At 40.4% G+C, this 25,911-nt stretch carries 20 protein-coding genes and 1 other annotated feature; of the genes, 14 read left to right on the top strand and 6 right to left on the bottom strand.

The annotated features are described in order from the left end of the window. The first annotated feature begins 100 nt into the window (after nt 1-100). The 3 genes from FZC76_RS09265 to murC all read left to right on the top strand — a co-directional run bounded on the left by FZC76_RS09265 (nt 101) and on the right by murC (nt 5,333). On the top strand, nt 101-2,494 hold the full coding sequence (locus FZC76_RS09265; RefSeq protein WP_148987930.1) for a DNA translocase FtsK: 2,394 nt from the start codon (nt 101-103) through the stop codon (nt 2,492-2,494). Nucleotides 2,495-2,623: 129 nt separating this feature from the next. After that, nucleotides 2,624-3,709: a nicotinate phosphoribosyltransferase gene (locus FZC76_RS09260; RefSeq protein ID WP_148987929.1), complete on the top strand. Its 1,086-nt coding sequence runs from the start codon at nt 2,624-2,626 to the stop codon at nt 3,707-3,709. 313 nt (nt 3,710-4,022) lie between these two features. After that, nucleotides 4,023-5,333 carry a UDP-N-acetylmuramate--L-alanine ligase gene (gene murC / locus FZC76_RS09255; protein ID WP_148987928.1) on the top strand — a complete coding sequence of 437 codons (1,311 nt, stop codon included), beginning with the start codon at nt 4,023-4,025 and terminating at the stop codon, nt 5,331-5,333. A 291-nt stretch (nt 5,334-5,624) separates the two neighbouring features. Here murC and FZC76_RS09250 read toward each other — a convergent pair whose 3' ends face one another. Then, on the bottom strand, nt 5,625-6,740 hold the full coding sequence (locus FZC76_RS09250; protein WP_088019218.1) for an aminopeptidase: 1,116 nt from the start codon (nt 6,738-6,740) through the stop codon (nt 5,625-5,627). A gap of 226 nt (nt 6,741-6,966) precedes the next feature. Between FZC76_RS09250 and FZC76_RS09245 the strand changes: the two genes are divergently transcribed. The 3 genes from FZC76_RS09245 to ytxJ all read left to right on the top strand — a co-directional run bounded on the left by FZC76_RS09245 (nt 6,967) and on the right by ytxJ (nt 8,345). Next, nucleotides 6,967-7,401, top strand: coding sequence for a DUF948 domain-containing protein (locus FZC76_RS09245; protein WP_060664737.1), 435 nt, complete (start codon nt 6,967-6,969; stop codon nt 7,399-7,401). A 13-nt stretch (nt 7,402-7,414) separates the two neighbouring features. Beyond that, a complete protein-coding gene (locus FZC76_RS09240; protein ID WP_148987927.1) occupies nt 7,415-7,927 on the top strand; it encodes a YtxH domain-containing protein in 513 nt (170 codons plus the stop codon). Between the two features lie 91 nt (nt 7,928-8,018). Next, nucleotides 8,019-8,345, top strand: coding sequence for a bacillithiol system redox-active protein YtxJ (ytxJ, locus tag FZC76_RS09235; protein WP_148987926.1), 327 nt, complete (start codon nt 8,019-8,021; stop codon nt 8,343-8,345). Between the two features lie 48 nt (nt 8,346-8,393). Here the strand turns inward: ytxJ and FZC76_RS09230 are convergent, their stop codons facing one another. After that, nucleotides 8,394-10,586, bottom strand: a complete 2,193-nt coding sequence (locus tag FZC76_RS09230; protein WP_148987925.1) for a cell division protein FtsA — start codon at nt 10,584-10,586, stop codon at nt 8,394-8,396. Nucleotides 10,587-10,728: 142 nt separating this feature from the next. Here FZC76_RS09230 and FZC76_RS09225 point away from each other — a divergent pair, with 142 nt between their 5' ends. The 4 genes from FZC76_RS09225 (at nt 10,729) to motS (ending at nt 15,086) form a co-directional block, all read left to right on the top strand. Beyond that, on the top strand, nt 10,729-11,805 hold the full coding sequence (locus tag FZC76_RS09225; RefSeq protein ID WP_148987924.1) for a bifunctional 3-deoxy-7-phosphoheptulonate synthase/chorismate mutase: 1,077 nt from the start codon (nt 10,729-10,731) through the stop codon (nt 11,803-11,805). A gap of 412 nt (nt 11,806-12,217) precedes the next feature. Beyond that, nucleotides 12,218-13,216: a catabolite control protein A gene (ccpA, locus tag FZC76_RS09215; RefSeq protein WP_148987922.1), complete on the top strand. Its 999-nt coding sequence runs from the start codon at nt 12,218-12,220 to the stop codon at nt 13,214-13,216. Between the two features lie 293 nt (nt 13,217-13,509). Then, nucleotides 13,510-14,325 (top strand): flagellar motor protein MotP, encoded by an 816-nt coding sequence (motP, locus tag FZC76_RS09210; RefSeq protein ID WP_148987921.1) that lies wholly within the window; start codon nt 13,510-13,512, stop codon nt 14,323-14,325. Then, on the top strand, nt 14,322-15,086 hold the full coding sequence (gene motS / locus FZC76_RS09205) for a flagellar motor protein MotS (RefSeq protein ID WP_148987920.1): 765 nt from the start codon (nt 14,322-14,324) through the stop codon (nt 15,084-15,086). The genes motP and motS overlap by 4 nt, the downstream gene beginning before the upstream one ends. 51 nt (nt 15,087-15,137) lie before the next feature. Here motS and FZC76_RS09200 read toward each other — a convergent pair whose 3' ends face one another. From FZC76_RS09200 to FZC76_RS09190, 3 genes are read right to left on the bottom strand one after another with little or no spacing between them, the layout of a single operon-like run. Continuing rightward, the gene (locus tag FZC76_RS09200; RefSeq protein WP_148987919.1) at nt 15,138-16,316 is read right to left on the bottom strand and encodes an acetoin utilization protein AcuC; all 1,179 of its coding nucleotides are present in this window, start codon (nt 16,314-16,316) and stop codon (nt 15,138-15,140) included. Next, nucleotides 16,313-16,957, bottom strand: coding sequence for an acetoin utilization AcuB family protein (locus FZC76_RS09195; RefSeq protein ID WP_148987918.1), 645 nt, complete (start codon nt 16,955-16,957; stop codon nt 16,313-16,315). Before FZC76_RS09195 ends, FZC76_RS09200 begins: the two co-directional genes overlap by 4 nt. A 45-nt stretch (nt 16,958-17,002) precedes the next feature. Continuing rightward, entirely contained in the window at nt 17,003-17,635 is a 633-nt protein-coding gene (locus FZC76_RS09190) for a GNAT family N-acetyltransferase (RefSeq protein ID WP_148987917.1), read from the bottom strand. Between the two features lie 231 nt (nt 17,636-17,866). Here FZC76_RS09190 and acsA point away from each other — a divergent pair, with 231 nt between their 5' ends. From acsA to FZC76_RS09180, 3 genes are all read left to right on the top strand, one after another. Continuing rightward, nucleotides 17,867-19,585 carry an acetate--CoA ligase gene (gene acsA / locus FZC76_RS09185; protein ID WP_148987916.1) on the top strand — a complete coding sequence of 573 codons (1,719 nt, stop codon included), beginning with the start codon at nt 17,867-17,869 and terminating at the stop codon, nt 19,583-19,585. A 108-nt stretch (nt 19,586-19,693) separates the two neighbouring features. Beyond that, the gene (locus FZC76_RS22975; protein ID WP_187442007.1) at nt 19,694-19,837 is read left to right on the top strand and encodes a hypothetical protein; all 144 of its coding nucleotides are present in this window, start codon (nt 19,694-19,696) and stop codon (nt 19,835-19,837) included. Between the two features lie 72 nt (nt 19,838-19,909). Further along, nucleotides 19,910-21,133, top strand: a complete 1,224-nt coding sequence (locus FZC76_RS09180) for an MFS transporter (RefSeq protein WP_148987915.1) — start codon at nt 19,910-19,912, stop codon at nt 21,131-21,133. 54 nt (nt 21,134-21,187) lie between these two features. Here the strand turns inward: FZC76_RS09180 and FZC76_RS09175 are convergent, their stop codons facing one another. Continuing rightward, on the bottom strand, nt 21,188-24,139 hold the full coding sequence (locus FZC76_RS09175; protein ID WP_148987914.1) for a transglycosylase domain-containing protein: 2,952 nt from the start codon (nt 24,137-24,139) through the stop codon (nt 21,188-21,190). A 158-nt stretch (nt 24,140-24,297) separates the two neighbouring features. After that, nucleotides 24,298-24,529: a binding site (T-box leader), on the top strand. A 57-nt stretch (nt 24,530-24,586) separates the two neighbouring features. On the opposite strand from FZC76_RS09175, the gene tyrS reads away from it, so the two are divergent. Further along, nucleotides 24,587-25,846 carry a tyrosine--tRNA ligase gene (tyrS, locus tag FZC76_RS09170; RefSeq protein WP_148987913.1) on the top strand — a complete coding sequence of 420 codons (1,260 nt, stop codon included), beginning with the start codon at nt 24,587-24,589 and terminating at the stop codon, nt 25,844-25,846. The last annotated feature ends 65 nt before the right edge of the window (nt 25,847-25,911 follow it).

Below are 25,911 nucleotides of genomic sequence, written 5' to 3'. Positions count from 1 at the left end.
TGACTTTCTTTTTCACCACTAGATGTTCTCTAGTGGTTTTTTGCCTACTGAACCTGATAAGAGAACAGGTTACGAACAACAAAGAAAGAGTGTGATGAATGTGAACTGGTTTAAAAAGCTGTTTGCTCAGCTAAGTGATGAGGAAGAAAGGACCATTGAGCAAGATTACGCTAAGAAACCGGAAAATAAGCAAAAACAACCTACAGCAAAAGTGACTTATCAATATCCTACAGGTAAATTTCGCTTTCCTCTTATTCCGGATGAAGGAAAAAAAGAACAGCAGCCAAGACAGGAAAGAAGACAACAAGCTAAAGCTAATCATCCTAATAAACCTAAATCAGCAGAACAAAACAAGCCAAAATCAATAAAAGTGAAACAAGAAAAAGCGACAGAAGAGCCAGTAAAACCCAAAGAAACAACAAAGAAAAAAAGTACACCAAGAGCATTCGAAAAAGTAACAAATAAAAATAAACAACCCTTCCATCCAACAGAGGTGGTGTCCCCTATTTATGGATATAAACCTCGTCCACTTACGGAAAAGAAAGAAGAATTTATCCCTGAGATTGAGCTGTACAGTAAAGAACCAAAACCAATCTCTAATGAGGCAACCCAATGGAACCCACTTGAAAGCTACGCTAGTGTAAACTTTGAAGAAATGACAGATAGAGACAAATCAAAGGTACAAGCTTTTAGTGAAGAGTTAATAGAAGAGAAGGATACCTCAGAGGATAGCTGGGAAAGGGAGAATCCGATCACTTCAATGATAGATAGAGCTGTCAGCGAAGAACACTTTGAAGCTGATATAGATCAATCAATTGAAGTTATAGAAGATATTGAAGTAATAGAAGATATGGATGAAGTAAATGAAGATGTTTCTATTTCTCAACAGGAATCAGCTGCAACTATGCAATATAGCGAGCCTAAAGAGGAAAGGGTAGAACATTCAAAACCAGAAGTAACTCGTAAAAAAGAGTCATCTTCTAAACAGAACATTCCTTTTAATGTAATTATGCTTAAGCAGGATAAACGTTCTTTGGAGAAAAAACAACAGATGTTGGCTAAAGCAGAAGTATCCCAACCATTTTACAGAAAGCCACCTATAACAATGCTAGCCATCCCACCACAGCATTCGCAAGGTGACCAAGATTGGGTAGAAGCGCAAAAACAATTACTAGACGAAACCTTACATCATTTCAGGGTAGGTGCCAAAGTAGTAAAAGCAACACAAGGGCCATCTGTTACTCAGTTTGAAGTACAACCAGAACCTGGTGTAAAGGTAAACAAAATTACTAATTTAAGTGACGACATTAAACTAAGCTTGTCTGCGCGTGATATTCGGATGGAGGCACCAATACCAGGGAAAAACACGATTGGAATTGAAGTTCCTAATCGTGTAAGTAAGCCCGTATTTATCCGAGAAATTATTCGACACCCATCTTTTATCCAGAATAATTCTCCATTGACTGTAGCTTTAGGGTTGGATATTTCAGGTCAACCTGTCGTATTGGATTTGCAGAAAATGCCTCACGGATTGATTGCCGGTGCAACGGGATCTGGAAAAAGCGTCTGTGTAAACTCTATCATTATGAGTTTGTTATATAAAAGTACTCCGGACGAAGTGAAACTTTTATTGATAGATCCCAAAATGGTAGAACTTACACCATACAACCACATTCCTCATCTTGTAAGCCCGGTTATCACAGATGTTAAAGCAGCAACAGCTGCGTTGAAATGGGCAGTCGAAGAGATGGAACGCCGTTATGAGTTGTTTGTTCATGCAGGCGTAAGAGATATTGGAAAGTACAATGAAACTGCGAAAAAGCATAACCAAGAAACCTTGCCATATATGGTCATCATCATTGATGAATTGGCTGACCTGATGATGGTTGCTCCAAGCGACGTAGAAGAGGCAATCTGTCGGATTGCCCAAAAAGCACGTGCTTGCGGGATGCATTTATTGATTGCCACACAACGTCCGTCTGTAGATGTTATTACAGGTCTTATCAAGGCAAATATTCCAACACGAATTGCCTTCTCTGTTTCATCCCAAGTCGATTCCAGAACCATCATTGATATTGGTGGAGCTGAACGCCTTCTTGGGCGTGGGGATATGCTGTTGCTTGAAAATGGTGCTCCTAAACCAATCAGGGTACAAGGTAACTTTGTATCAGATGAAGAGATAGAGAGAGCTGTTGACCATGTTCGTAAGGAGCAAAAGCCTAATTATTTGTTTGAGCAGAGCGAATTACTAAAAGAGAGCACCATACAAGAGGAAGATGAGCTCTTTTTGGAAGCTTGCCAATATGTAATTGACCAAAATGGAGCATCCACTTCCAGTTTGCAAAGAAGGTTCCGTATCGGCTATAACCGAGCTGCACGATTGATGGAAATGATGGAGGACCAAGGTGTTATATCGGGTCCAAAGGGTAGTAAACCAAGAGATGTACTTGTTTCAGAAGAGGAGCTTGTCAGTATGCAAGATTCTGACTTTTAATGCTCCTTAACTGAAGTTGTTGTAAATGGATACAATCTTCTATTATTATTAATACTAGTAAACAATAGGAGTCGGTCTATCCGACAAGACAGTAACCCAAAAACAGGGTCTTAAGGAGCTTTTAAGAGGATGAAAGAAATTGAGTTGAAGCTGCAAGGTAAAATTAAAAGGCTGACCAATCGCACGTTTAAATTTGATGAGCGTGTAAAAGAAGGATGGTTTTCAGCTGTATATTTTTTGAAAACACGAGAAATTGTTAAAGAGTTTAAACCAGATAACATTGTGACGATGCAATTTTTCCAAAAAGATCATGCGGTTTTGTGTGGAACAGACGAAGTGATTGCATTAATTAAGACTTTCGCTGATGACCCGGAATCACTGGAGATTTATTCCTTAAAAGATGGAGACAAAATTGCTCCGTTTGAAACAGTTTTAACCATTACGGGCCCTTATCAGAATTTTGGATTCTTAGAAGGAGTAATTGATGGTATTCTGGCCAGAAGAACGTCGGTGTCTACGAATGTTTATAATGTAGTGAAAGCTGCAGGACAAAAACCAGTCATATTTATGGGAGATCGTGATGATCATTATACCCAACAAGCGGGAGACGGATATGCAGCGCATATTGGAGGCTCCACGGCCCAAGCAACCCATGCGATGAATGAATGGTGGGGGAAAAAAGGGATGGGCACGATGCCGCATGCCCTCATCCAGCTATTTAATGGGGATGTTGTAGAGGCTTCTAAAGCTTACCATGCGAAATTCCCTGAGGATGACTTGTTGGTGTTGGTAGACTACAACAACGATGTCATAACAGATGCATTGCGAGTGGCAAGAGAATTCGGTGATAAGTTAAAGGGAGTCCGCGTCGATACATCGAGAACCATGATCGATCAGCATTTCATTCGCCATCAAGATGTACTGGGAACCTTTGACCCACGTGGGGTAAATGCTCCACTTGTTTTCGCACTGCGTGAAGCATTGGATAAAGAAGGATTCCAACATGTGAAGATTGTCGTAAGCGGTGGATTCAGTGAGCAACGCATCAGAGAATTCGAAGAGCAGAACGTGCCGGTTGATATTTATGGTGTGGGAGGAAGCTTGCTGAAGATTCATATTGGTTTTACTGGAGATAATGTTGTGTTAAACGGGGAACCACAAGCAAAGGCGGGACGAAAATACCGCTTCAATGAACGACTGGAAAAAGTGGATTAGAGTATACCAATGCGTGGGATATGGAGAAACTGTTAGGAAGAAGGTCTATCAGTTTTTCCTGTGATGGTCCGATACATAAGAGTACGGTAGAGGAATTATTGAATTAGTGCTATAATAGGTCGTTGTTAAGAAAAGTCTTTTCTACATATGGTTTTAATCCCTAAACATAAGGGAATTAGCATTTTTAGACGCTAATCATATAATGGATTATCTATGCGGAGAAAACTACGTTTGGTAAAAAAATAAAAACTATTATTCAGTTCGTTTGCATGAATAAGCGAATTATATATAGATAAATGTTGGAGGTTTTTTCATGACCATTTATCATTTTGTTGGTATTAAAGGATCAGGAATGAGTGCCCTTGCCGGTATATTGGACGATATGCATTTTCAAGTACAAGGGTCGGATATTGAAAAGAGGTTCTTTACGCAAAAAGGCCTTGAAGAAAAAGGGATTACCATCCTCCCTTTTGACAAGGACAATATTACGGAAGATATGACGGTTATTGCCGGTAATGCATTTCCTGACACACATGAGGAGATAGAAGCGGCAAAAGAACTAAATATCCCAGTTATACGCTATCCGCAATTCCTGGGCCAATTTATGGAGAAATACACCAGTATCGCCGTAACGGGAGCGCACGGAAAGACGTCTACAACAGGATTGCTTTCTCATGTCATTCAAGGGGCGAAGCCTACATCTTACCTTATTGGAGATGGCACAGGGCGTGGAGTAGAGGGTAGTGAATATTTTGTATTTGAAGCATGTGAGTACAAAAGACATTTCTTATCCTATTTTCCTGATTACACGATCATGACAAATATCGATTTTGACCATCCTGATTATTTTGGCAGTATTGATGATGTGTTTTCTGCCTTCCAAGAGATGGCAATGCAAGTGAAGAAGGGGATCATTGCATGTGGAGATGACGAGTACCTGCAAAAAATCCAAGCAAAAGTTCCAGTAATCTACTATGGTTTCGGGGAAGAGAATGATTTCCAAGCACGTCATGTGGAAAAATCAACAGAAGGTACCACATTTGATGTATATGTACGTAATAACCATTATGCTACATTTAAAATAAATGGGTATGGTGACCACAACATTATGAACTCTTTGGCTGTAATTGCGTTATGTCACTACGAGGAAATTCCTGTCGATGTGATTCAAAGCCAGTTGCTGACTTTTGAAGGAGTTAAACGAAGATTTTCAGAGAAAGTAATAGGCTCTCAAGTGTTGATTGATGATTATGCCCATCATCCAACTGAGATCCGTGCGACAATTGATGCAGCCAACCAAAAATATCCTGATCGCGATGTGATTGCCGTATTCCAACCACATACTTTTACAAGAACTCAAACATTCTTGAATGAATTTGCGGAAAGTCTAAGCGGAGCTGATCATGTATATCTATGTGATATTTTCGGTTCTGCCCGCGAAAATCAAGGAAAGCTTACGATTAATGATCTGTTGGAGAAAATAGATCGTGCAGAAATTCTGACAGAAGAAGGAACAGAATTGTTGGCAAAGCATGAAAATAGCGTCATTATTTTCATGGGAGCCGGTGATGTTACCAAATTCCAAGAAGCATATGAGAAGTCACTTCAGCATGAAGTAGAATAAAAATGAAAATAAGAACCGGCTTTCATTCAGGTAGAGGGGAAGCCGGTTTTTATTTTGTCGAATTGAATGAAGACCTTTGTAGCGTAAAAATGGGAAGAGAGAGGTCGTGAGAAGAGGTATGAAGACTTCAGTGGCGTGAAAATGGATAGAGAGAGGTCGTGAGAAGAGGTATAAAGACTTCAGTAGCGTGAAAATGGATAGAGAGAGGTCTTGACAAGGGTGCAAATCATTAAAGAAGTCTAAAGCAATAATAAAAAACCACCCGCAATTCCTTTGCGGATGGTTCAAACCTTACTTCAAGTTCTCCGGATTCAATCCCTCAAGTTCCGAAACAACAAACTTTCCATCTTTTCTGATCAGAACATCATCAAAGTAGATTTCTCCTCCGCCATATTCAGGACGTTGGATCATTACCATATCCCAATGAATATCGGAATTATTGCCGTTCCAAGCATCTTCATATGCCTGACCAGGAGTGAAATGGAAGCTTCCATCGATTTTTTCGTCAAACAGGATATCTTGCATCGGATGTTGGATATAAGGGTTCACACCGATAGCAAATTCACCAATGAAACGTGCACCTTCATCTGTATCAAAGATTTTATTGATACGGTCGGAATCATTGGCTGTTGCTTCCACAATTTTTCCGTCGCGGAAAGTCAATTTCACATTTTCATATGTGAAGCCTTGGTATGGAGATGGTGTATTATACGTAATCGTACCGTTAACAGAATCCTTTACAGGAGCTGTATATACTTCACCGTCTGGAATATTCATTTCACCTGCGCATTTAATTGCAGGAATATCTTTAATAGAGAATGTAAGATCTGTACCTTCTCCGGTAATTCGTACCTTGTCTGTTTTATTCATTAATTCAACAAGAGCATCCATCGCATTGCTCATTTTTCCATAATCAAGATTACATACATCGAAATAGAAGTTCTCAAAACCTTCTGTACTCATTTTTGCAAGCTGCGCCATACTGGCATTTGGATAACGAAGAACGACCCATTTTGTTTTAGGAACACGGATGTCACGGTGCACTTTCTTTCCTACCGTACTGCCTTGGATTTTTTGTTTGTCATCAGGAACATCAGACAATTCTGCGATGTTGTCGCCAGAACGAAGCCCGATATAAGCATCCATATTTTTCATGACATTTGCTTCAAAATCTGCTTTCATGCTATATTGTTCTTCTTGGGCTCCCATTAATAGGGCGCGGTCTACCTGAACATCTTTTAATGATACGAATGGATATCCGCCAGCTTTATATGCTTCATCAACAAGTGCGACAACAAGTTCTCTTTGCAGTCCAAAGTTTTCGATTAATACCTTTTCGCCTTTTTGAAGACGAACAGAATAGTTAATTAAGTTTTTTGCAAGTGTTTGAATCCGAGGATCCTTCATTGTATTGCCCCCTAAGAAAATGGTTATGTAACATCACTATTGTAACCGATTACGCGTATTTTGTTGAATTTTTTGTCTAAAAATATTAGTAATATTTTTTTATTTTTCTTTAAATTTTTGAAGGGATTTTCCTTTTGTCCTAGAATAAAACAGAGTATAGAATGTTTAAACTGTAGTAAGTGGGGTAAATAGTAAGTATGTAGGTCAGCAGCCAGGAGGTGTCACGTTGAGTGAGTTGCTTTACATTAGCGCAATTATTGTAGCTATTGCTTTTTTAATATTGGTTATTTTTGTTTCAAAAACACTTCTTTCCGTGCAAGGCACTTTAAATCAAGTTGCCGGTACATTAGGTGGAATTGAAAAACAGATGCAAGGGATTACATCCGAGACTGAGCAGATATTACATAAAACCAATGTATTAATGGACGACATTCAAGACAAGTCGCAACAACTTAATACGGTTGTAACTGCTGTAAAGGATGTTGGAACTTCCATTCAAGGATTTAATCATTCCGTTTCACGTTTATCTAATAATGTTGCACAACAACTAGATCAAAACCAAGATAAGGTGTCGCAAGTAGTTCAGTGGTCCAATGTAGCAATGGAGCTTGTTGACAAATGGAATGAGAGAAAACAGAAAAACAAAATCAACAAAATTTGAGGAGGAATCGGAAATGAGCGAAGAGAACAAGAAAGAGATGAACACGAACACTGACGGTATTAATACGAAGGACTTTTTAATCGGTACACTTATTGGTGGAATTGTGGGAGCTACAACTGCATTGTTCCTGGCTCCAAAATCCGGTAGAGAGCTTCGTGAAGATATCACGGACCAGGCGACTCAATTAAAAGAAAGAACAGATAACTGGAAGGTTCAAGCTACTGAATATACTACTGAATTAGCTGAAACTGCAAAAGATAAGAAAAACCAGTTGACTAAGGCCATTACTGATCAAACACAACAAGTGATGGATAAGGTAAAACAATTGCGTGATAAAAATGGCGATGTATCCATGGAGCTGCAAGAGCAGGTTCAAGATATCATCTCAGAAGCGGCTACTGCTATCGAAACAGAATCTGATGAAATGACGGATGAAGTGAAGAAGCGACTTGAAGATACAAAAGCTGCGTTAGAAGACGTAGAGAAAAAGCTATCTGCAAGCGAAGAGGACAAAGAAGAAAAATAAGCAATCTCATAACTTGAGAATAAAACGGCGAAGTGGTATGATAACTTCGCCGTTTTTAATTTACATAATTCATATAGAAAGGGTGTCAAGTATGAGTAAAACCATCGTACAATCTGTAGAAGAATTCGATCAAATCGTCCAAGAAAATAAGACTTTTTTGTTTTTCAAAAACAGTACAACTTGTCCAATCAGTCATGCTGCATTCGAAGAATTCGAGAACTTTGTAGCAGACCAAAATCAGGTTCCATGTTTTTATTTGAATGTCCAAGAAGCTAGACCGCTCTCCAATCACATCGCGGAGACATTTGATGTTAAGCATGAATCACCGCAAGCTTTGCTTTTTAAAGATGGAAAAGTTGCTTGGAATGCATCTCACTGGAAGATAACTTATTCTTCCCTTCAAGAGAATGTAAAATAAAACGAACGTGCGACTTTGCACGTTCGTTTTATTTTGGACTAATAATGATCAAACTTTATCTTTTATGTTCGCTTCAAGAAGTTTGCTTTTCCACTCTATATCTAACTCATCTCCATGATCGATAAAATCGTAGAAGGAGGCTTCCGTTCCATTTTTCTTTAATATAAAGGATCCGGCCCCTTGTGGTCTGTCGATGTCTACGAAGCGAAACATATCTTGGAAAATGAATGGCTCCTTGCGTCTGACCATCACTTGTAAATGATCGCCTCTGTTTAATAAATCCTCTTCTAAAAGCAACTGCCCATTTCGATAAAATTCAAGCAACACCTTACTCAAAACAACTTTTTTCCCTTTGTAAGTTACTGCTATTTCTTCTTTTGTTTCATACTGCTGAACAATTGAAAGCATTTTTACTGTAGGTGTGCTTCCTTTTTCCCATACGATATTGTCATCAGTTGAAAAATGATCATCTATTGACACTTGTTTTCCATTCTTTTTAACTTGGACAGAAAAGGGTGATAGGTTGGTTTTTTCATCATTGATGAATAGGTAAAACGGTTCTAGATCTTGCTCTGCAATATTACAGTTTTGTATAAGGAGCTCTCCTATGGTATCCGGATAAGCGTAAGTAACCTTGTCACGGTCTGCGAGTGGTTGTTCTAAAGCAGTAGGTTGACCGTTAAGGAGTATGCTGGGATTGATCGTTTTAGAAAGGCCGTTCACAGAAACTGAAATGGTAGGTAACGCTGACCCTATAACCTCCGTGATAGTTAGAGCGGCTGATTTTCCATCCACACCTTTTTCCACCAAAATGACATCGCCGTTTTCAATTGGATCGAAGCTTTGAGCAGGCTGCCCGTTTCTTAATATCTTAGGTGCCTCTCCAAAACTTCCTGGGCATGTCATACTTTTTCCATTCACTTCTACCATTAATGCCAAGCCTGGCTTTCCAACCAATTTGTTGATACTGATACCAGCAGCTAAAAGGCTGTCTCCGATGGTCAATTTTTTTACATCAAATAAACGAACGGGGAGCTCATTAACAGTAACAGAAACATATTCAATTGGCTTTTCCTTTGCGGCAATGGCAATCCCTACAGGTGTGATATATTCAGGTCCTTGTACAGGAATGTCTGTTTGATCCAATTGTTGGATCGCATCAACTCCACGAATTGCCACTCGATTTTCGGGTAAGCCCAGTTTTTCTGCGATGAGAGAAGGCAAGGAGGGGGTTAGGCTTCCGCCTCCAACAAGCATGACTGCCTTGGGTGCTATCTGGTTATTTTGCCTCTTTATTTCCTTTGTGATAGAGGATGCGAGTTTTTCAATGGATGAGAAAATCTGATCTACCATTTCCTGTTTGGAAAGGGTTTGTTGAAAGCCAAGAATATCGGTAAAAGTAACTTCCTCATAATGGAGCAAGTCTCGTTTTGCCTGTTCCGCCTGTGGAAAGTCTAATAGAAATGCATCACTCAAACCTTCCGTAATTTCATCTCCTGCAACAGGGACCATTCCGTATGCAGTGACGGTCCCATCCATAGAGATTGCGACATCAGATGTTCCAGCACCAATGTCTACTAAGGCAACATTCAATCTTCTCATAGAAGGAGGAATGAGAGCATTAATAGCCGCAATTGGTTCAAGTGTCAGTGCCTCAAGTTGAAGATCAGAGCGTTGGAGGGCTGAAATCAATGATTCTACTACAATTTTAGGCAAGAAGGTCGAAATGATTTCAACTGATGCTTTTTCCCCCCTTTGATCGAGCAGGCTGCCTATTTCTTCTTCATCTAAGTAATACCTAAGCACTGAATATCCGACGCAGAAATACTGATTAATATAGTCAATTTCACTTTCTTGGAGTAACTTTCTTTGCGCCTCTTGAACAGCAGAAAGTTCTAATAAGAATATATCGTCTTCCGTAAACAATGCCTTTCCTTTTATATCTTGTATCGCGTAGGCTGTTTGAGTCTTTAATGCCCGTCCTGCTGCAGCGACGCATACTTTTTTTAATGGTCCATGTTTTTCTTCTAACTTTTCTTTCACATATGTAATTACTTTTGAGACTGCCAAAATATCATGAATTTGACCATCTAACATGGCCCGTTCTTCGTGCTCTTTTACTACTATATCCTTAATACGGAACTTACTCTGATCTTGTTCTAACAGCAGGCCAACTACTGATCTTGTCCCAATATCTAATGCGAAAATCAAAAAAGATTCACCATCCCTATGTAGCATCATATAATACTTTACCGCTTAAAAGCGTTTAATTAATAAAGAAAAAATCCGTGACAATCAGAAAGTCATCGTTTATAATAACTAATTAATAATAGAAATGTACCACAACTCGGTACTGTTATAAATACAGAAAGGATGAAATTATATGAGTCATAACGAATTAGACGCCTTGCGAAAACAAGTCGAAGAACTAAACTTACAACTATTAGAGGTTATCAACAAGCGCGGTGAGCTTGTCCAAGAGATTGGAAAGCTTAAAGAGGCGCAAGGTGTGAATCGATATGACCCAGTCCGTGAAAGAAAAATGTTAGACTTAATCACGGAACATAACGATGGACCTTTCGAAACTTCCACTTTACAGCATATATTCAAAGAAATATTCAAAGCAGGACTTGAACTGCAAAAAGATGATCACAGAAAAGCACTGCTCGTTTCCCGTAAGAAAAAACCAGAAGATACGGTGGTTGAAGTAAAAGGAGTAAAAATTGGCGATGGATCTCAAAACTTCATCATTGGCCCTTGCGCCGTTGAAAGTTATGAACAGGTTGCCCAAGTGGCTCAAGCTGCAAAAGCACAAGGAATAAAACTTCTACGTGGTGGAGCATTTAAGCCAAGAACTTCTCCATACGACTTCCAAGGACTCGGATTGGAAGGCTTAAAAATTTTAAAACGTGTTGGTGATGAGTTTGATATGGCAATTATCAGTGAAATCATCAACCCAGCTGATATTGAAGTTGCATGCGATTACGTAGATGTCATTCAAATCGGTGCCCGTAACATGCAAAACTTTGAGCTACTGAAAGCAGCTGGTGCAGTGAAAAAGCCGGTCCTTCTAAAAAGAGGACTTGCAGCTACGATTGATGAGTTCATCAATGCAGCTGAGTACATTATCGCTCAAGGTAATGATCAAATCATCTTATGTGAGCGTGGAATTAGAACTTACGAAAAAGCGACACGTAACACATTAGATATTTCTGCAGTACCAATTTTAAAGAAAGAAACTCACTTACCTGTATTTGTGGATGTAACACATTCCACTGGTAGAAAAGATCTTCTATTGCCTACGGCAAAGGCTGCACTTGCAATAGGTGCAGATGGAGTTATGGCTGAAGTTCATCCTGATCCAGCAGTAGCACTTTCTGATGCTGCACAACAAATGGACATTGATCAGTTCAACGAATTCATTACGGAACTACGCAGTCATTACGCATACAAATCTTAATCGATTTTCAACAAAGACGAGCGCGCTAAACGCTCGTCTTTGTCTGTTTTCATTAGTTTTCATAAAAAGTTTACATTTAGCAAAAGATATAAGCAGGAGTATAGTAAATTCATTGCTTGTCTGCTTAGAATAACGTATGATTATTAGATAAATGCGTTATTTTGCCAAATTTATCTTATTGGCTGTGTTATGGAAGTTGTTGAAGTATCCCAGCTGTTGATTGGAGCAAAAGGCGAAGACTCCGGCGGGACAGTAGCGACAATATTGAGACCCCGCAGGCTTGCCGAGGAGGCTCAAGGTCGCCCCTGGATAAGCGAAGCCATTTGCGGAAATCAACAGCGGTGTTCTACAGAACAAATTATTAAATATTGCCCTACATAGATGCATGTATATAGAAGGAGAGTGTGTGTGAATGAATGTAACAATTTATGATGTTGCCAGAGAAGCGAATGTATCCATGGCAACGGTATCCCGTGTAGTAAACGGGAACCCGAATGTAAAACCAACCACAAGAAAAAAAGTATTGGAAGCGATTGAAAGGCTTGGATATCGTCCAAATGCAGTAGCAAGAGGACTGGCAAGCAAAAAAACCACAACAGTAGGAGTTATTATCCCTGATATCTCCAATATCTTCTATGCAGAGTTAGCTCGCGGAATTGAAGATATAGCAACGATGTATAAATACAATATCATTTTAAGCAACTCCGACCAAAATGTAGACAAGGAATTACACCTGTTAAACACGATGCTTGGCAAACAAGTGGATGGAATTGTTTTCATGAGTGGGAACATAACAGAAGAGTTGGCAGCTGAGTTTGAAAGATCACCAGTTCCAATTGTATTGGCTGCATCCATTGAAAGAGACAACAAAGTGCCATCTGTAACTATTGATTATGTACAAGCCTCTTTTGATGCTGTAACCGCATTAATTGAAAAAGGGCATAAACGAGTGGGCTACGTGTCAGGTCTTTTTGAAGAACCGATCAATGGAGAGAAAAAACTGACTGGTTATAAACGCGCACTAGAAGATGCGGGTCTTTCTTATGATGAGGAGATTGTTTTAGAAGGTGACTATTCGTACGATTCCGGAATAGAAGCGGTAGAAAAACTTATCGCATTGAAAGACCGCCCAACTGCGATTTTTGTTGGAACGGATGAAATGGCTTTAGGAGTCATCCATGGTGCTCAAGACAACGGATTGAACATCCCGGAAGACATTGAAGTAATTGGATTCGATAACACAAGACTTGCTACGATGGTCCGTCCGCAGCTCTCTACAGTTGTACAACCAATGTATGACATCGGGGCAGTAGCCATGAGACTACTTACGAAATTTATGAATAAAGAGAAAGTGGAAGATCAAACTGTCGTACTTCCACATAGAATTGAATTTAGACGCTCAACAAAATAAAAAAACTGTCGATATAGATAGTAAAAGAAGAGGACAACCACCAAAAAAGTTTGTCCTCTTTCTTTATCTAAAAATGTCAATCAATTGATTAATCCACTTTCCCCAGTTGACTGGCGTGTAAGGTGAGAGACTCCAGCGGGGGAGTAACGGTAGCTTGAGACCCCACAGGAGAAGCCGAGGAGGCTCAAGCACCGTCCCGCGGAAAGCGACCACCTGAAACGGAAGGAAACTGGGAGTTAGTGTAGTAAATCAATAAAAAACAAACAAGAGCGTTTAAGGTCAGGGGAGAAAGTATGAAAAAGTTTGATATGTTAACACCAATAGGTCTCGTTCTCGGTCTAGCAATGATATTATTCGGCATCATTAACAACTCTGGATTCAGCGGTGCAAGCAGCTTCTTGCATTTTCCCTCGTTTCTAATCGTAATTGGAGGAACACTTGGAGCGCTACTAATTACCTTTAACCTAAAAGAAATGAAAGTAATGCCTACCGTAATGAAAGCAGCATTTTCCCGACAAGAAAATGAACTGCCAAACTTAATTCAGACATTTGTCCGATTATCAGATCGAGCTAGAAGAGAGGGGCTATTAGCTCTCGAGGCGGAACTTGAAGATGTAGAAGATGATTTTATTAAAAAGGGCGTTCTGCTTGCAGTGGATGGAGTGGAACCTGAAGTAATCCATGACATCATGAATGCTGAAATCTCAGCAATGGAAGAAAGACATATGAAGGGAAGAAGCATCCTGGAAAAAGCAGGCGATTATGCTCCTTCTTGGGGGATGATCGGTACGTTGATTGGATTGGTCCTAATGTTGAAAAACTTAAACGATCCCACCACCCTTGGACCAAATATGGCCATTGCTATTCTGACTACGTTGTATGGAACACTTTTAGCAAATCTTGTATTTCTCCCGATGGCTAGTAAACTTGCAAATAAGACAGAAAAAGAAGTATTTTTAAAACAAATTATTATTGAAGGGGTTATCGGCGTTCAATCTGGACAGAATCCTAAAATTTTGGAGGAAAAACTATCTGCTTTCCTTTCCAATCAAGATCGGGAAAGAAAAGAAGAAGCAGTAGCTGAAACATTGGAGGAGAACTTTCAATGAAGCGCCGTAAAAGAAAGGTGTCTGTTGAAAGTGGTGCACCAAAGTGGATGGTCACGTTTTCCGACCTCTTTATGCTTGTATTAGTATTTTTCATTTTATTATTTTCTATGTCACAAATAGACTTGGTGAAATTTAAAGCTGTAGCAGAGTCGTTCAAGCAAGTGAACATCTTGGATTATAATCCTTCCGCTGTACCATTTGAGCACCCGACAGATTTCTCTGTAAATACAGAATCGACCAATAACCAAGAAGATGTTTCAAAAAACCAGGAAGAAGCACAAGCGAATGAAGATAGTTTGCAAGAATTGCTTGTTGAAGTACAAACATTTTTAGCTGAAAATGACCTCGAGGATGTAGTAGTAGCCAACAGGACAGAGCGCGGGATTGTCCTTGTGCTTGAGGAAAAAGTTTTATATGAGACAGCTGAAGCAAGAATCCTTCCTATTGCGCACCCTTTCCTCGATAAAGTAGGAACATTATTAACCAAAATTCCTAACTTGGTCAAAATAGAAGGACATACCGATAACAGACCGATTTCAACAGAAAAGTTCCCTTCTAACTGGGAACTATCTGCAGCGAGGGCAAGTAGTGTCATTCGATATTTGGTGGACTCCCATGACTTAGATCCTGAGCGCTTTATTGCCGTAGGTTATGGCGATACAAGGCCGATTGTAGAGAATACGTCAGATGCTAACTATCAGAAGAATAGAAGAGTAGAGATCGTCATTTCCGATCCTCAAAAAGAAGAAATTGTAAACTGAACATGTGAAAAACCAGCTCTTCACGCTAATCGGCGTAGTGCTGGTTTTTCTTTATCCAATCTGTGAATTATTATCAGTCCGCAGGTGGCTTATAGGATATAGTGCTTTTGATAGGAGCTGTTTATTTTTCTCCGTAATTTCCTGTTTTCGTGGAATGGGTTTATATAGATCCTGAGGGTCTTCCCATGTGGAAGGCAACGGAACAGGTGCCTTTTCTTTCCACTCGTTTATCCAATCTTCTGACAATGAACCGTGCATACTGTTCTTTTCCATCATCTCTAACCAAATATGAGACCATGCCCTTGGAACGACTCTCCAAATATCATAGCCGCCTCCTCCAACACCAATCCATCGCCCTTTGCAATATTGATGGGCTATTTTATGAGCAAGCTTTGGAATCTCTTGATACACTTTAATAGAAGTGGACAGATGGGTAAGTGGATCATAATAATGAGCATCAGCACCATTTTGGGTTAAAATGACATCTGGTTTAAAGAAATTAGCCACTTCTGTAAGTGACTGTTCATAAACCTCCAAGAAAGAGTCATCCTCTGTAAAGGCGTCGAGGGGTATATTAAAAGAATACCCATATCCGTCCCCTTGCCCTCGTTCATTCACATTACCCGTCCCAGGGAATAAATAACGTCCTGTTTCATGGATGGAAAGGGTGCAGACATTGGGATCCTCGTAAAAAGCCCATTGCACACCGTCGCCGTGATGGGCATCTGTATCTACGTAGAGAACTCTTGCTCCATACTTTTCCTGAAGATACTTAATGGCCACGGCAGTGTCATTATAAATACAAAATCCTGATGCCTTTCCCCTGAAACCATGATGCAGCCCGCCACCTAGATTTAAGGCATGTTCGGATTTTCCTGTCATGACTTGATCGACAGCTGTTAACGTTCCGCCGACAAGCAGTGCACTGGCCTCGTGCATATTAGGAAATATAGGTGTATCTTCTGTACCGAGCCCATAGTTGTTTGCTTTTTCTTTAGGCAATAACCCTTTTCCAGCCAATTTAACAGCCTCAATATAGCGCGGATCATGAATGAGCGCTAATTCCTCATCAGTAGCCATTCTCGGTGGAACGATATCTTGACTAGAGAGCAGGTTGCTCTTTTGTAGCAAGTCATAAGTGAGTTTAACTCTTAGTTGATTAAAGGGATGGTTTTCATTGAACTTATAGGTCTGAAAATCATCCGAATACACAAAGACCGCTTTTTTCATGAGGTTACACCCGGCAAGTTTGGCCACAGTACTTCATAGCCTTCTTCCTGCAGGTCATGAATGACACCTGTAGGATTCATCGTCTGAACACGGAAGACAAGAATTTTGAACTGCTCATCTTGATGAGGGTAGACAAGCACACTAAGGATATTTAGCTTGCGTTTCTTTAACATGGAGGTTACTTCTGCAAGCTTCCCGGCAATATTTTCGACTTTTACTTCGAACTGTGATGCCGGCTGATTTGCTCCTGTTAATTGTACAAATGTATAGAGCAGGTCCGTCTCTGTAACAATTCCTACGAGTTTGGATTCTTGTATGATTGGAAGGCAACCAATCTTATATTCATAAAAAGTCGCGGCAACCTCCTCAACGAAATCCAGGGGGTGTCCTGTTAATAGATTTGTTTTCATTACTTTGGATAGAGGCTGCTGTAGGTCCTCTTGGGCACTATTTTCATATAATGCTGCCTGGAGCCCGTTTCGAACATCCCTATCAGATATTATCCCAACCAACTGCTGATTATTATTTACAATAGGAATATGACGGATATTCTTTTCTTCCATAAGATGAAGAGCTTGCTCCACCGTATCTGTGGGCAGTAATGTATGAACATCTTTCTTCATAATTCTTTCTACAATCATGGTCTTTCCTCCTTGTAAAACAAGTTACGTTTAAGACATTATATGCTAGTACATAAAACGGTTGTGAAAGCGAAGTTGATCGAATCTCTGTACAGATTCCTGGTTAATATTTTTGCCGATTCTGGCCATTAAACAGTTGGCAGGATGGGAACTGATTTCAGGGTCGTCGGTTGCATAGTACTCCAAACCGCCGGCATTCATCATTTTCTCCATTATCTTTCTATACTCCCAGACATTAAGTCCCGTACCTTTTAAATCCCAGTGCCAATAATATTCGGTTGTTATCACAATATAGTTTTCCATCATGTCATCCATCATAGAAACCTGAAGCAGGGATTTACCAACTGAACTACCGCGAACTTCCGGCACTACTTCAATGGCACCAAGTTCAATAAGGTTTTCCATTTTCCCCTCTGACCATCTTTCCATCGGATCAGGATAGAGATAGGTAACATAGCCTACAATGGTATCGTGTGTTCTTGCAATGATGATTCGTCCCTCTGGAAGGCCTGCAATTTCAATCAAGGCCTTACGCTGTTGTTCCGGAGGTCTAAATGCAACAAGGTCTTTATGAAACTCATAGCTTGCCAGCTTCTCGGGTGTTACTGGTCCTTCAATGATCAAGCGGCTATTTTTCGTTCTGATTTCCTTTGCATTATACGTTTTTCTGTGTTCCATCTAACTCTCCACCTACTTTTACCTACAAGAATATTAGTAATCTTCTAATGATATTTTCTCATTTTACTAGAAAAATACAAGTGAATTAAAACGCTTTCATCTCACTCTATCTCTAGTCTACTAGAAAACACAAAATTATTCATGCAATACTATTAATTTTTAAAAAATTGAGAAAAAATTCTTTCTGTACTATAATAGTGTTGTAGAAATATACATAAGGGGTGTTTGTGGATGAAAGTGGAAGCGTTACCAGTAACGAAGGGGAACTACAATCTAGAAGACTATGAACAAACCTACCGAAATTTTGACTGGTCAGAGGTAGAAAAAAACTTCAGTTTTTCTGAAACGGGAAGAGTGAATGTCGCTCATGAAGCCATCGACCGTCACGCAGAATCTGCTCGAAAAAATAAAGTAGCACTATATTACCGTGATCCGGAACGTGATGAAAAGTATACGTTCAAGGAAATGAAAGATATGTCCAACAAAGCAGGTAACATTTTAAAACAGACTTGCGATGTGGAAAAAGGAGATCGTGTCTTTATTTTCATGCCACGTTCCCCTGAATTATATTTTGCAGCACTTGGAGCGATCAAGCTTGGCGCGATTGTCGGTCCATTGTTTGAGGCATTTATGGAAGGCGCAGTTAAGGACCGATTAGAGGACAGTGAAGCAAAAGTTATCATTACTACACCAGAACTGCTAAATCGTATTCCGTTAGATGATCTGCCTGCACTGAAGCATGTTGTGCTAGTAGGGGAAAATGTGAAAGAGGAAGGACCTTTCATCGATTTCAACTCCCGTATGAAGGAAGCAAGCAGAAAGCTTCAAGTGGAATGGGTGGAAAAGACAGACGGCTTGGTGCTTCATTATACAAGCGGATCCACTGGGAAGCCAAAAGGAGTGCTACATGTTCATAATGCCATGATTCAGCACTACCAAACAGCTAAGTGGGTATTGGATCTTAAAGAAGAAGATGTGTACTGGTGCACGGCTGACCCAGGTTGGGTAACAGGAACGGCATATGGTATCTTCGGACCTTGGCTTGTAGGAGCATCCAATGTTATTGTTGGCGGCCGTTTCAGACCGGAAGCATGGTATGAGACTATTGAGGATTATGGCGTATCTGTATGGTACAGCGCACCAACAGCATTCCGTATGTTGATGGGAGCAGGAGACGAAGTGGTGAAAAAGTATGATCTATCTTCTCTTCGCCATATCCTGAGTGTCGGCGAACCGTTAAACCCTGAAGTAATCCGTTGGGGCGTAAAAGTGTTTAATCTCCGCGTCCACGATACATGGTGGATGACTGAAACAGGTGCACAATTGATTTGTAACTATCCAGCAATGGAAATCAAGCCTGGATCCATGGGCAAGCCTATTCCGGGAGTTGAAGCGGCAATTGTGGACGATCAAGGAAACGAACTTCCACCATATCGCATGGGCAATCTTGCTATTAAAAAAGGCTGGCCGTCCATGATGCACACGATCTGGAACAACAAAGAGAAGTACGAGTCCTATTTCATGCCAGGTGACTGGTACGTTTCCGGTGATTCGGCTTATATGGATGAAGAAGGCTACTTCTGGTTCCAGGGCCGTATCGATGATGTTATCATGACATCAGGTGAGCGTGTCGGACCTTTTGAAGTGGAAAGCAAGCTTGTGGAGCACCCTGCTGTTGCAGAAGCTGGAGTTATCGGGAAACCAGACCCGGTCCGCGGTGAAATCATTAAAGCGTTCGTTGCACTACGTGACGGCCATACAGCTAGTGACGAACTGAAAGAGGAGATTCGTCAATTTGTGAAACGCGGGCTTGCAGCACATGCGGCACCACGTGAAATTGAATTCCGCGACAAGCTTCCAAAGACTCGTAGTGGTAAGATTATGCGTCGTGTGTTGAAAGCATGGGAGCTAGATCTGCCAACTGGTGATTTGTCTACGATGGAGGATTAATAAGTTTTGTTTGGAGACAACAACCTGCCGTTTTAGCGGTGGGTTGTTGTTTTTTTTGTTTTGGGGAAGGTACGGTGTGTCGGACCTTGTTGAAAGGCAGAAGGTTGCGTGAAAATTGTAGAAGGTGATTTGGAAAAGGTAGAAGGTCGCTTGAAAGTTGTAGAAGGTTATCCAGAAAAGGTAGAAGGTCGTACAAAACTGGTAGAAGCTCTCCCTATAAAAAAGGTAGTTAAAAAATTATACAATTTTTAAAATTTCGTATTGCGAAATAAACCTCAACAAGAGTACTATAGATACAGAACAGAGAGAGTAGGGGAAACCGTGATGGGAAAACACAAATTATTTTTATACACAAAAGCATTATCTGACTTCGGTTCATTTATGGATTTGATTGTATTGAATGTAGTCGTATATGCAGCAACTGGGAGTCCTGTCTGGCTGGCTGCAACAATGGCGGCTAGAACAATTGGGGGTGTTCTGGCCAGCTTAGTTAGTGGAGTAGCGGCAGATAAATGGAATAGAAAGACCATCATGCTTGTGACGGACATCTTGAGAGCGGGTCTGATTCTTCTATTAATCCCCTTTCCTGATCCAGTAATGATTCTGGTGGTATCTGCTTTAATCGGATTTATCAGTAGCTTCTTTATGGTCAGTTTTAGTGCGGAGGTTCCGCAAATATTCGGCCAAGATAAAATTCTTGAAACGAACTCGCTTATTGCGAGATTGACATCCATAAGCCTTGTTACTGGATTTATTGGTGCAGGTGTTATAACGGAAGTTTTAGGATATAAGTATACGTTGATAATTGATGCAGGTACATATTTGTTATCTGGTTTTGTGCTTTGGAGAATGAAGTGGGATGCTACTGCAGCTAAGAAAAACAAGGAGATTGTCAGCGGATTTAGAAATAATATTTTGTCCGTTTTCAGGGATACAAGGGAGGTGTACCGTTACCTGAAATTAGCACCAATGCTTTTAATGATTAATGTGGTATTTCTGGTAGGTGCTTTTGCAGGTAGCTCACATAATCTGGGGATTCCTTTATTAGCGGAACAGATAAATGGAGATCGTCAAAGCTTCTATTACGGCATGATTTGGGGTGTCTGGGGAATAGGTTCGGTTCTTGGAACGTACACCATACCCAAACTAAAAATTATTAGAAGTGAAAAAATTTTTTCTGTATTTTTCTTATCGGCTATGTTCATGTCACTCGGCTTTATTATTTTCTTATCGAATACAATTGTTAGCGTTATATTAATTTTTGCGTTTTTTACAGGGATTTTTGATGCTTGTTTTACTACTTTACATGCAAGCATTCTTCAGAAGTCGGAAAATTACATAAGAGGGAGGGTTTTTGCCGTAGGGATGCTGCTGAAGTCATTAGGGTTTGCGCTTGGTTTTGTCGTTGCCCCAATTTTGTTAAAAGGTCTTACAATGCCGCAGATGGTACTCATTCTGCACGGAACTCTCATAACAACGTCATTAGTAATTCTTATTGTAGCTGGCAACTGGAGTAATAAGAAAAGACAAAACGCAGCTTTGACATAATGAAAAAGGCACTTACCCATGTGGGTAAGTGCCTTTTAGGTTTATCGCAGAGAATTAATCTTCTCCGTCGTCTCCACTATCATCTGGTGGAGGATCTGTAGAGTTATCGTCGCCGTTACCACCGTCGTCATTACCTCCACCATCGTTTCCACCACCGTCTCCATTACCGCCACCACCATTGGAAGGTGGTTTAGGATCTGGCTTTGGCTTTGGTTTCGGTTCTTCTTTTTTATCCGGGTCTCCAAGCTTTGCTGAGCTGGATGGAGAAGATTCTTTACCACTGGCATTAACTGCAGTGACATAGAAAAATCCGGATTTTTGAGAGATCTTGGTGCTCATGTTGTTGTCAGCTTGCACGGAAGCAATTCTACGTGCGGAACTTGCGCTGTTTTCTTTATAGTAAACGTAATAACCAATAACGTCTTTTTGTGAGCTTGCTGCCCACGTTAAAGTGGAACCGGATACGTTCACACCCCCAACTTGTTTCGGTGCCGAACCGTTAGCTGGTAGAGGATCCTCAGAAAGTACCGTCAATCCATCAAAGAGAGTTTTATCTTTCATGTATTTAGCGAGTTCTTCCAAGCTATCCAGTTGAAGTTTCTTCAAGAAATCCGGTTTAATCATTGGTCCTTCTTTTACAAATTCAGAAGGTGTTGAACTTAAAGGTGCATAGGCAATGTCCCCAATTCGAACATATTTTCCTGTTGTTAAACTATCATCCGTTTTCGTAGGAGCGTATTTTGCATTGAAAATATCTTCTCCAACTAGACCTGCTTTTTGGCAAAGGGTGGATGGTAGCAAACCTGACAGTTTACAATAGCTGCGGCGAACGATTCCGCCTGGCATTTGGAACTGTCCGGAAGGGCCGATTAATTCAGGGTTGATGTCGTAGGCACCGTTTAGTAGCTGTGCCCAGAGTATTTGGCTTCTTTGGGTAGGGGTTCTACCGCTATTTGATTTTAATACATGTCTCTCGTCATACCCCATCCATAGACCAAAGGTAATATTTGGATTAGAACCCATCATCCATATATCATGTGTATCCTGTGTGGTACCTGTCTTTCCGGCCCAATCAGAACTGAATTGCATATGGTCTCTTGCTACGTTTGCAGTACCTCTTCTAAAAGTATCACGCATAGTATCTATCATTAAATATGCAGTCTGGGGAGAATAAATCTCGACAGGTTCTACTTTATGCTCATAGATGACTTCCCCATCTTTTGTTTTGATACTTTCGATTAAGTATGGTTCAACGTAATTTCCACCATTTGCAAATGTTACATAACCTGCCGTATTTTCTTCTACACTAACCCCGACAGAAGGTGATCCAAGAACTGCCGAGATGTTTGCAGCATCGGCCTGGGTTAGTTTTGAAAAGTTTTGTTTGAATAAGTATTCCATCGGACGTTGAGGTAGAATTTCCATATATCCTCGAATAGCCGCTAAGTTATGGGATAGTGCCACAGATTGTCGTACTGTTTGAAGACCGTTGAATTGGTTATTCCAGTTGTTCGGTGACCACGGATCTTGCCCTGGAAGATGCACGGTCAACGGTGTATCCGCAAGTATGCTACCTGGTTGGAGTGTCCCCATTTCATAAGCAGGTGCATATCCAAGTAACGGCTTCATAGTAGACCCATTATGACGCCAAGTGTTGGTGGCGAAGTTTAAGTCCTTGATTTTGAAATCTCTTCCTCCTACAAAACTGATGATTGCGCCAGTTTTGTTATTCATCAACAAGGCCCCTACTTGCTCTGCGTTTTTTGCTACCAGTTCTCCTGTTTCAGGGTCAGTCTCTTCTTCATAAGAATATACCTTTGTTTCATTGAAGTAAGGAAACTCCTGTGTAATCTGTCTCATTTTCGAATAAATGTCTTTATTGATTGTTGTTTTGATAACATAGCCTTTTTGTCTAAGCGTTGTATCCGCCAACTGCAAATATTCTCCAAGTAATTGTTCGTTACTGTCTAACTCTTCTTTTTCGTAGCCATCGTTTAAAGCCAGTTGCTCTGCAATGATTTCTTGCGCACGTTGTTCTATCTCAAATGCAACATACGGGTATTCTTCAATGGCACTGCTAGTAGGATCTGCTAGATCTTTTGTGATGTCATAAGCAAGTGCTTCTTCATACTGATTATCATCAATATGTCCCATTGCGTGCATACGGTAAAGTACATATCGCATTCTATCAAGACCTGCTTCTAGTCCTTCAGGAGTTTTTACTTCCGCTGAACGAGTAAAAGGAGTATAGGCAAATGGACTTTGTGGAAGTCCTGCAATAAAAGCAGCTTGTGGAATGGACAATTCACTGATGTCAACACCAAAAATCCCCTCTGCTGCTGTTTGAGCTCCGGCAATGTTTCTACCGTTTGAATCTCTACCAAAAGGAGAAACATTTAGGTAAGCTTCAAGTATCTCTTCTTTCGAGAAATAGTTCTCCAGGCGAAGGGCAAGGAGTATCTCTTTCGCTTTTCGATCAAAAGAGACATCATTTGTTAAAATTTGATTCTTGATCAACTGTTGTGTTAATGTACTTCCACCAGTTTGATTAGCGGAATTTGTTACTTCCTGAACAAGGGCACGAACGATGGCTTTTGGTACGACCCCTTCATGTTCATAGAAGTACTCATCTTCTGTAGAGACAAGTGCATTAATTAAATGCTCTGATACGTTATCTAGGGACACTTCTTCACGAAGTAGATCTGCTCGATATTTTCCTAAATAAACGTCATTGGCAAAATACATTTCTGTAGATTCTTCGTAGTTGTAAATGTTTTTTCTCAAATCTTCGTAAGAACGGATTGGCTCTTCTTTGACGAGAGCTGCAAAGTAACCTGCACCTGCACCGCCAGCGAATGATACGCCGATCACTCCGATGACGAGAAAAACAAGAATGAGATTCCACACTACTAAATATGTAATGTTGGCGCCTTTTTTCGTCTTATTATTTATGAAAAGTTGAAAAAAGGTCTGTGATTTTTCTTTGAACTTGTCGTAGTTTGACATATTTTATCTACCCCCCGGCAAATCATACTAATTATAGCATATTGCGGTTTTATAGCGACAAACTTTTTGTTTTCTTCCAAAATTTTCTTTGTGTTTCTGTTGACATGATACTCTTTTTTATGGTAAAAAGACTTTATATAAATTTTTGATTAGTTATAGAATGTGCTAAGACAGGAATAAGTAGTACAAATAGGCATGCTTAAAGAGAGCTGATGGTTGGTGAGAATCAGTACACCTGTTTGGATGAATTACCTCCTCGAGCATCTTTTGGGAAAGGCCGCACTTTGGCTTAGTAGCAGGAGACGGTGAGAACCGTTACATTTTTGAGTGGGAAAGCGGCTTTGTCTGCTTTTCAATTAGGGTGGTACCGCGTATAAACTCGTCCCTTCTTTTACAGGAGGGATGGGTTTTTTTGTGTTCTATTTAAACAAAAAAGGAGATATTACGATGAGTTTATTAGAAGATTTGCAGTTTAGAGGGTTAGTGAATCAGATTACGGATGAAGAGGGATTGACGAAGCTTTTAACAGAGGAAAAGGTGAAGTTGTACTCTGGTTTTGATCCAACAGGGGATAGTTTGCATATCGGACATTTGCTGCCGATTCTTACTTTGAGAAGATTCCAGCAGGCAGGGCATCATCCTATCGCATTGGTTGGAGGGGCAACTGGTTTAATTGGCGATCCTAGCGGTAAGAAAGCAGAACGTACGTTGAATACATCTGACATCGTAGTAGAGTGGTCCAACAGAATTAAAGGACAACTATCTCAATTCTTGGATTTCACAGCGTCAGAAAATCCAGCCGTGATTGCAAACAACCATGACTGGATTGGGGAAATGAACGTTATCTCTTTCCTTCGTGATGTGGGGAAAAACTTTGGTCTTAATTACATGCTTGCAAAAGATTCCGTTCAATCTCGTATTGAATCAGGTATTTCTTACACGGAATTCAGTTACATGATTCTTCAATCCTTGGACTTCTTGCATTTATACAGAGATCAAAAGTGTAAGCTTCAAATTGGCGGAAGTGATCAGTGGGGAAATATCACAGCAGGTATGGAGTTAATCCGTAAATCCGAAGAAAATGCCAAAGCATTCGGTCTGACGATTCCGCTTGTAACAAAAGCGGACGGCACGAAATTTGGTAAAACAGAAGGCGGCGCAATCTGGTTAGATCGCGAGAAGACATCTCCATACGAGTTCTACCAATTCTGGATCAACACAGATGACCGTGATGTTGTGAAATACTTAAAGTTCTTTACGTTCTTGTCGCGCGTTGAGATCTTGGAGCTTGAAAAAGAACTGCAAGAAGCACCAGAGAAACGTTCTGCACATAAACGTCTGGCAGAAGAAGTTACGAAGTTGGTGCATGGTGAGGCTGCTTTAGAACAGGCAATCCGCATTTCTAAAGCATTGTTCAGCGGATCCATCTCTGAACTTTCTGCTGATGAAATTAAACAAGGTTTTGCAGATGTTCCTTCTTTTACAGTGGAGAACGAGGAGCAGCTTGCATTAGTGGAACTGTTGGTTGCAAGTAAGATCGCACCTTCTAAGCGTCAAGCGCGTGAAGATATCTCTAATGGTGCTATCTCCATTAATGGGGAGAAAGTACAAGATCTTGCGTATGTGCTTGGGGAAAGCGACCGCATTGAGGGGCAATTTACTGTTGTAAGAAGAGGGAAGAAGAAATACTTCCTTATTAAATACTAATCTTTTGTGAGGACTGTCCGCTTGGGCAGTCTTTTTTTATTAGCGCAAACTTTATTGATGAAGAC

Source organism: Sutcliffiella horikoshii (assembly GCF_008180725.1).
Lineage (GTDB): Bacteria > Bacillota > Bacilli > Bacillales > Bacillaceae_I > Sutcliffiella_A > Sutcliffiella_A horikoshii_B.
Note: the sequence above shows the minus strand (reverse complement) of the source record. Positions and strands in the feature narration are given on the sequence as shown.

Excerpts from the sequence above, each read along its gene's own strand:
- FZC76_RS09260 (WP_148987929.1), top strand. The coding sequence starts at position 2,624 with ATGAAAGAAATTGAGTTGAAGCTGCAAGGTAAAATTAAAAGGCTGACC.
- murC (WP_148987928.1), top strand. The coding sequence starts at position 4,023 with ATGACCATTTATCATTTTGTTGGTATTAAAGGATCAGGAATGAGTGCC.
- FZC76_RS09250 (WP_088019218.1), bottom strand. The coding sequence starts at position 6,740 with ATGAAGGATCCTCGGATTCAAACACTTGCAAAAAACTTAATTAACTAT.
- FZC76_RS09240 (WP_148987927.1), top strand. The coding sequence starts at position 7,415 with ATGAGCGAAGAGAACAAGAAAGAGATGAACACGAACACTGACGGTATT.
- ytxJ (WP_148987926.1), top strand. The coding sequence starts at position 8,019 with ATGAGTAAAACCATCGTACAATCTGTAGAAGAATTCGATCAAATCGTC.
- FZC76_RS09230 (WP_148987925.1), bottom strand. The coding sequence starts at position 10,586 with ATGATGCTACATAGGGATGGTGAATCTTTTTTGATTTTCGCATTAGAT.
- FZC76_RS09225 (WP_148987924.1), top strand. The coding sequence starts at position 10,729 with ATGAGTCATAACGAATTAGACGCCTTGCGAAAACAAGTCGAAGAACTA.
- ccpA (WP_148987922.1), top strand. The coding sequence starts at position 12,218 with ATGAATGTAACAATTTATGATGTTGCCAGAGAAGCGAATGTATCCATG.
- motP (WP_148987921.1), top strand. The coding sequence starts at position 13,510 with ATGAAAAAGTTTGATATGTTAACACCAATAGGTCTCGTTCTCGGTCTA.
- motS (WP_148987920.1), top strand. The coding sequence starts at position 14,322 with ATGAAGCGCCGTAAAAGAAAGGTGTCTGTTGAAAGTGGTGCACCAAAG.
- FZC76_RS09200 (WP_148987919.1), bottom strand. The coding sequence starts at position 16,316 with ATGAAAAAAGCGGTCTTTGTGTATTCGGATGATTTTCAGACCTATAAG.
- FZC76_RS09195 (WP_148987918.1), bottom strand. The coding sequence starts at position 16,957 with ATGATTGTAGAAAGAATTATGAAGAAAGATGTTCATACATTACTGCCC.
- FZC76_RS09190 (WP_148987917.1), bottom strand. The coding sequence starts at position 17,635 with ATGGAACACAGAAAAACGTATAATGCAAAGGAAATCAGAACGAAAAAT.
- acsA (WP_148987916.1), top strand. The coding sequence starts at position 17,867 with ATGAAAGTGGAAGCGTTACCAGTAACGAAGGGGAACTACAATCTAGAA.
- FZC76_RS09180 (WP_148987915.1), top strand. The coding sequence starts at position 19,910 with ATGGGAAAACACAAATTATTTTTATACACAAAAGCATTATCTGACTTC.
- FZC76_RS09175 (WP_148987914.1), bottom strand. The coding sequence starts at position 24,139 with ATGTCAAACTACGACAAGTTCAAAGAAAAATCACAGACCTTTTTTCAA.
- tyrS (WP_148987913.1), top strand. The coding sequence starts at position 24,587 with ATGAGTTTATTAGAAGATTTGCAGTTTAGAGGGTTAGTGAATCAGATT.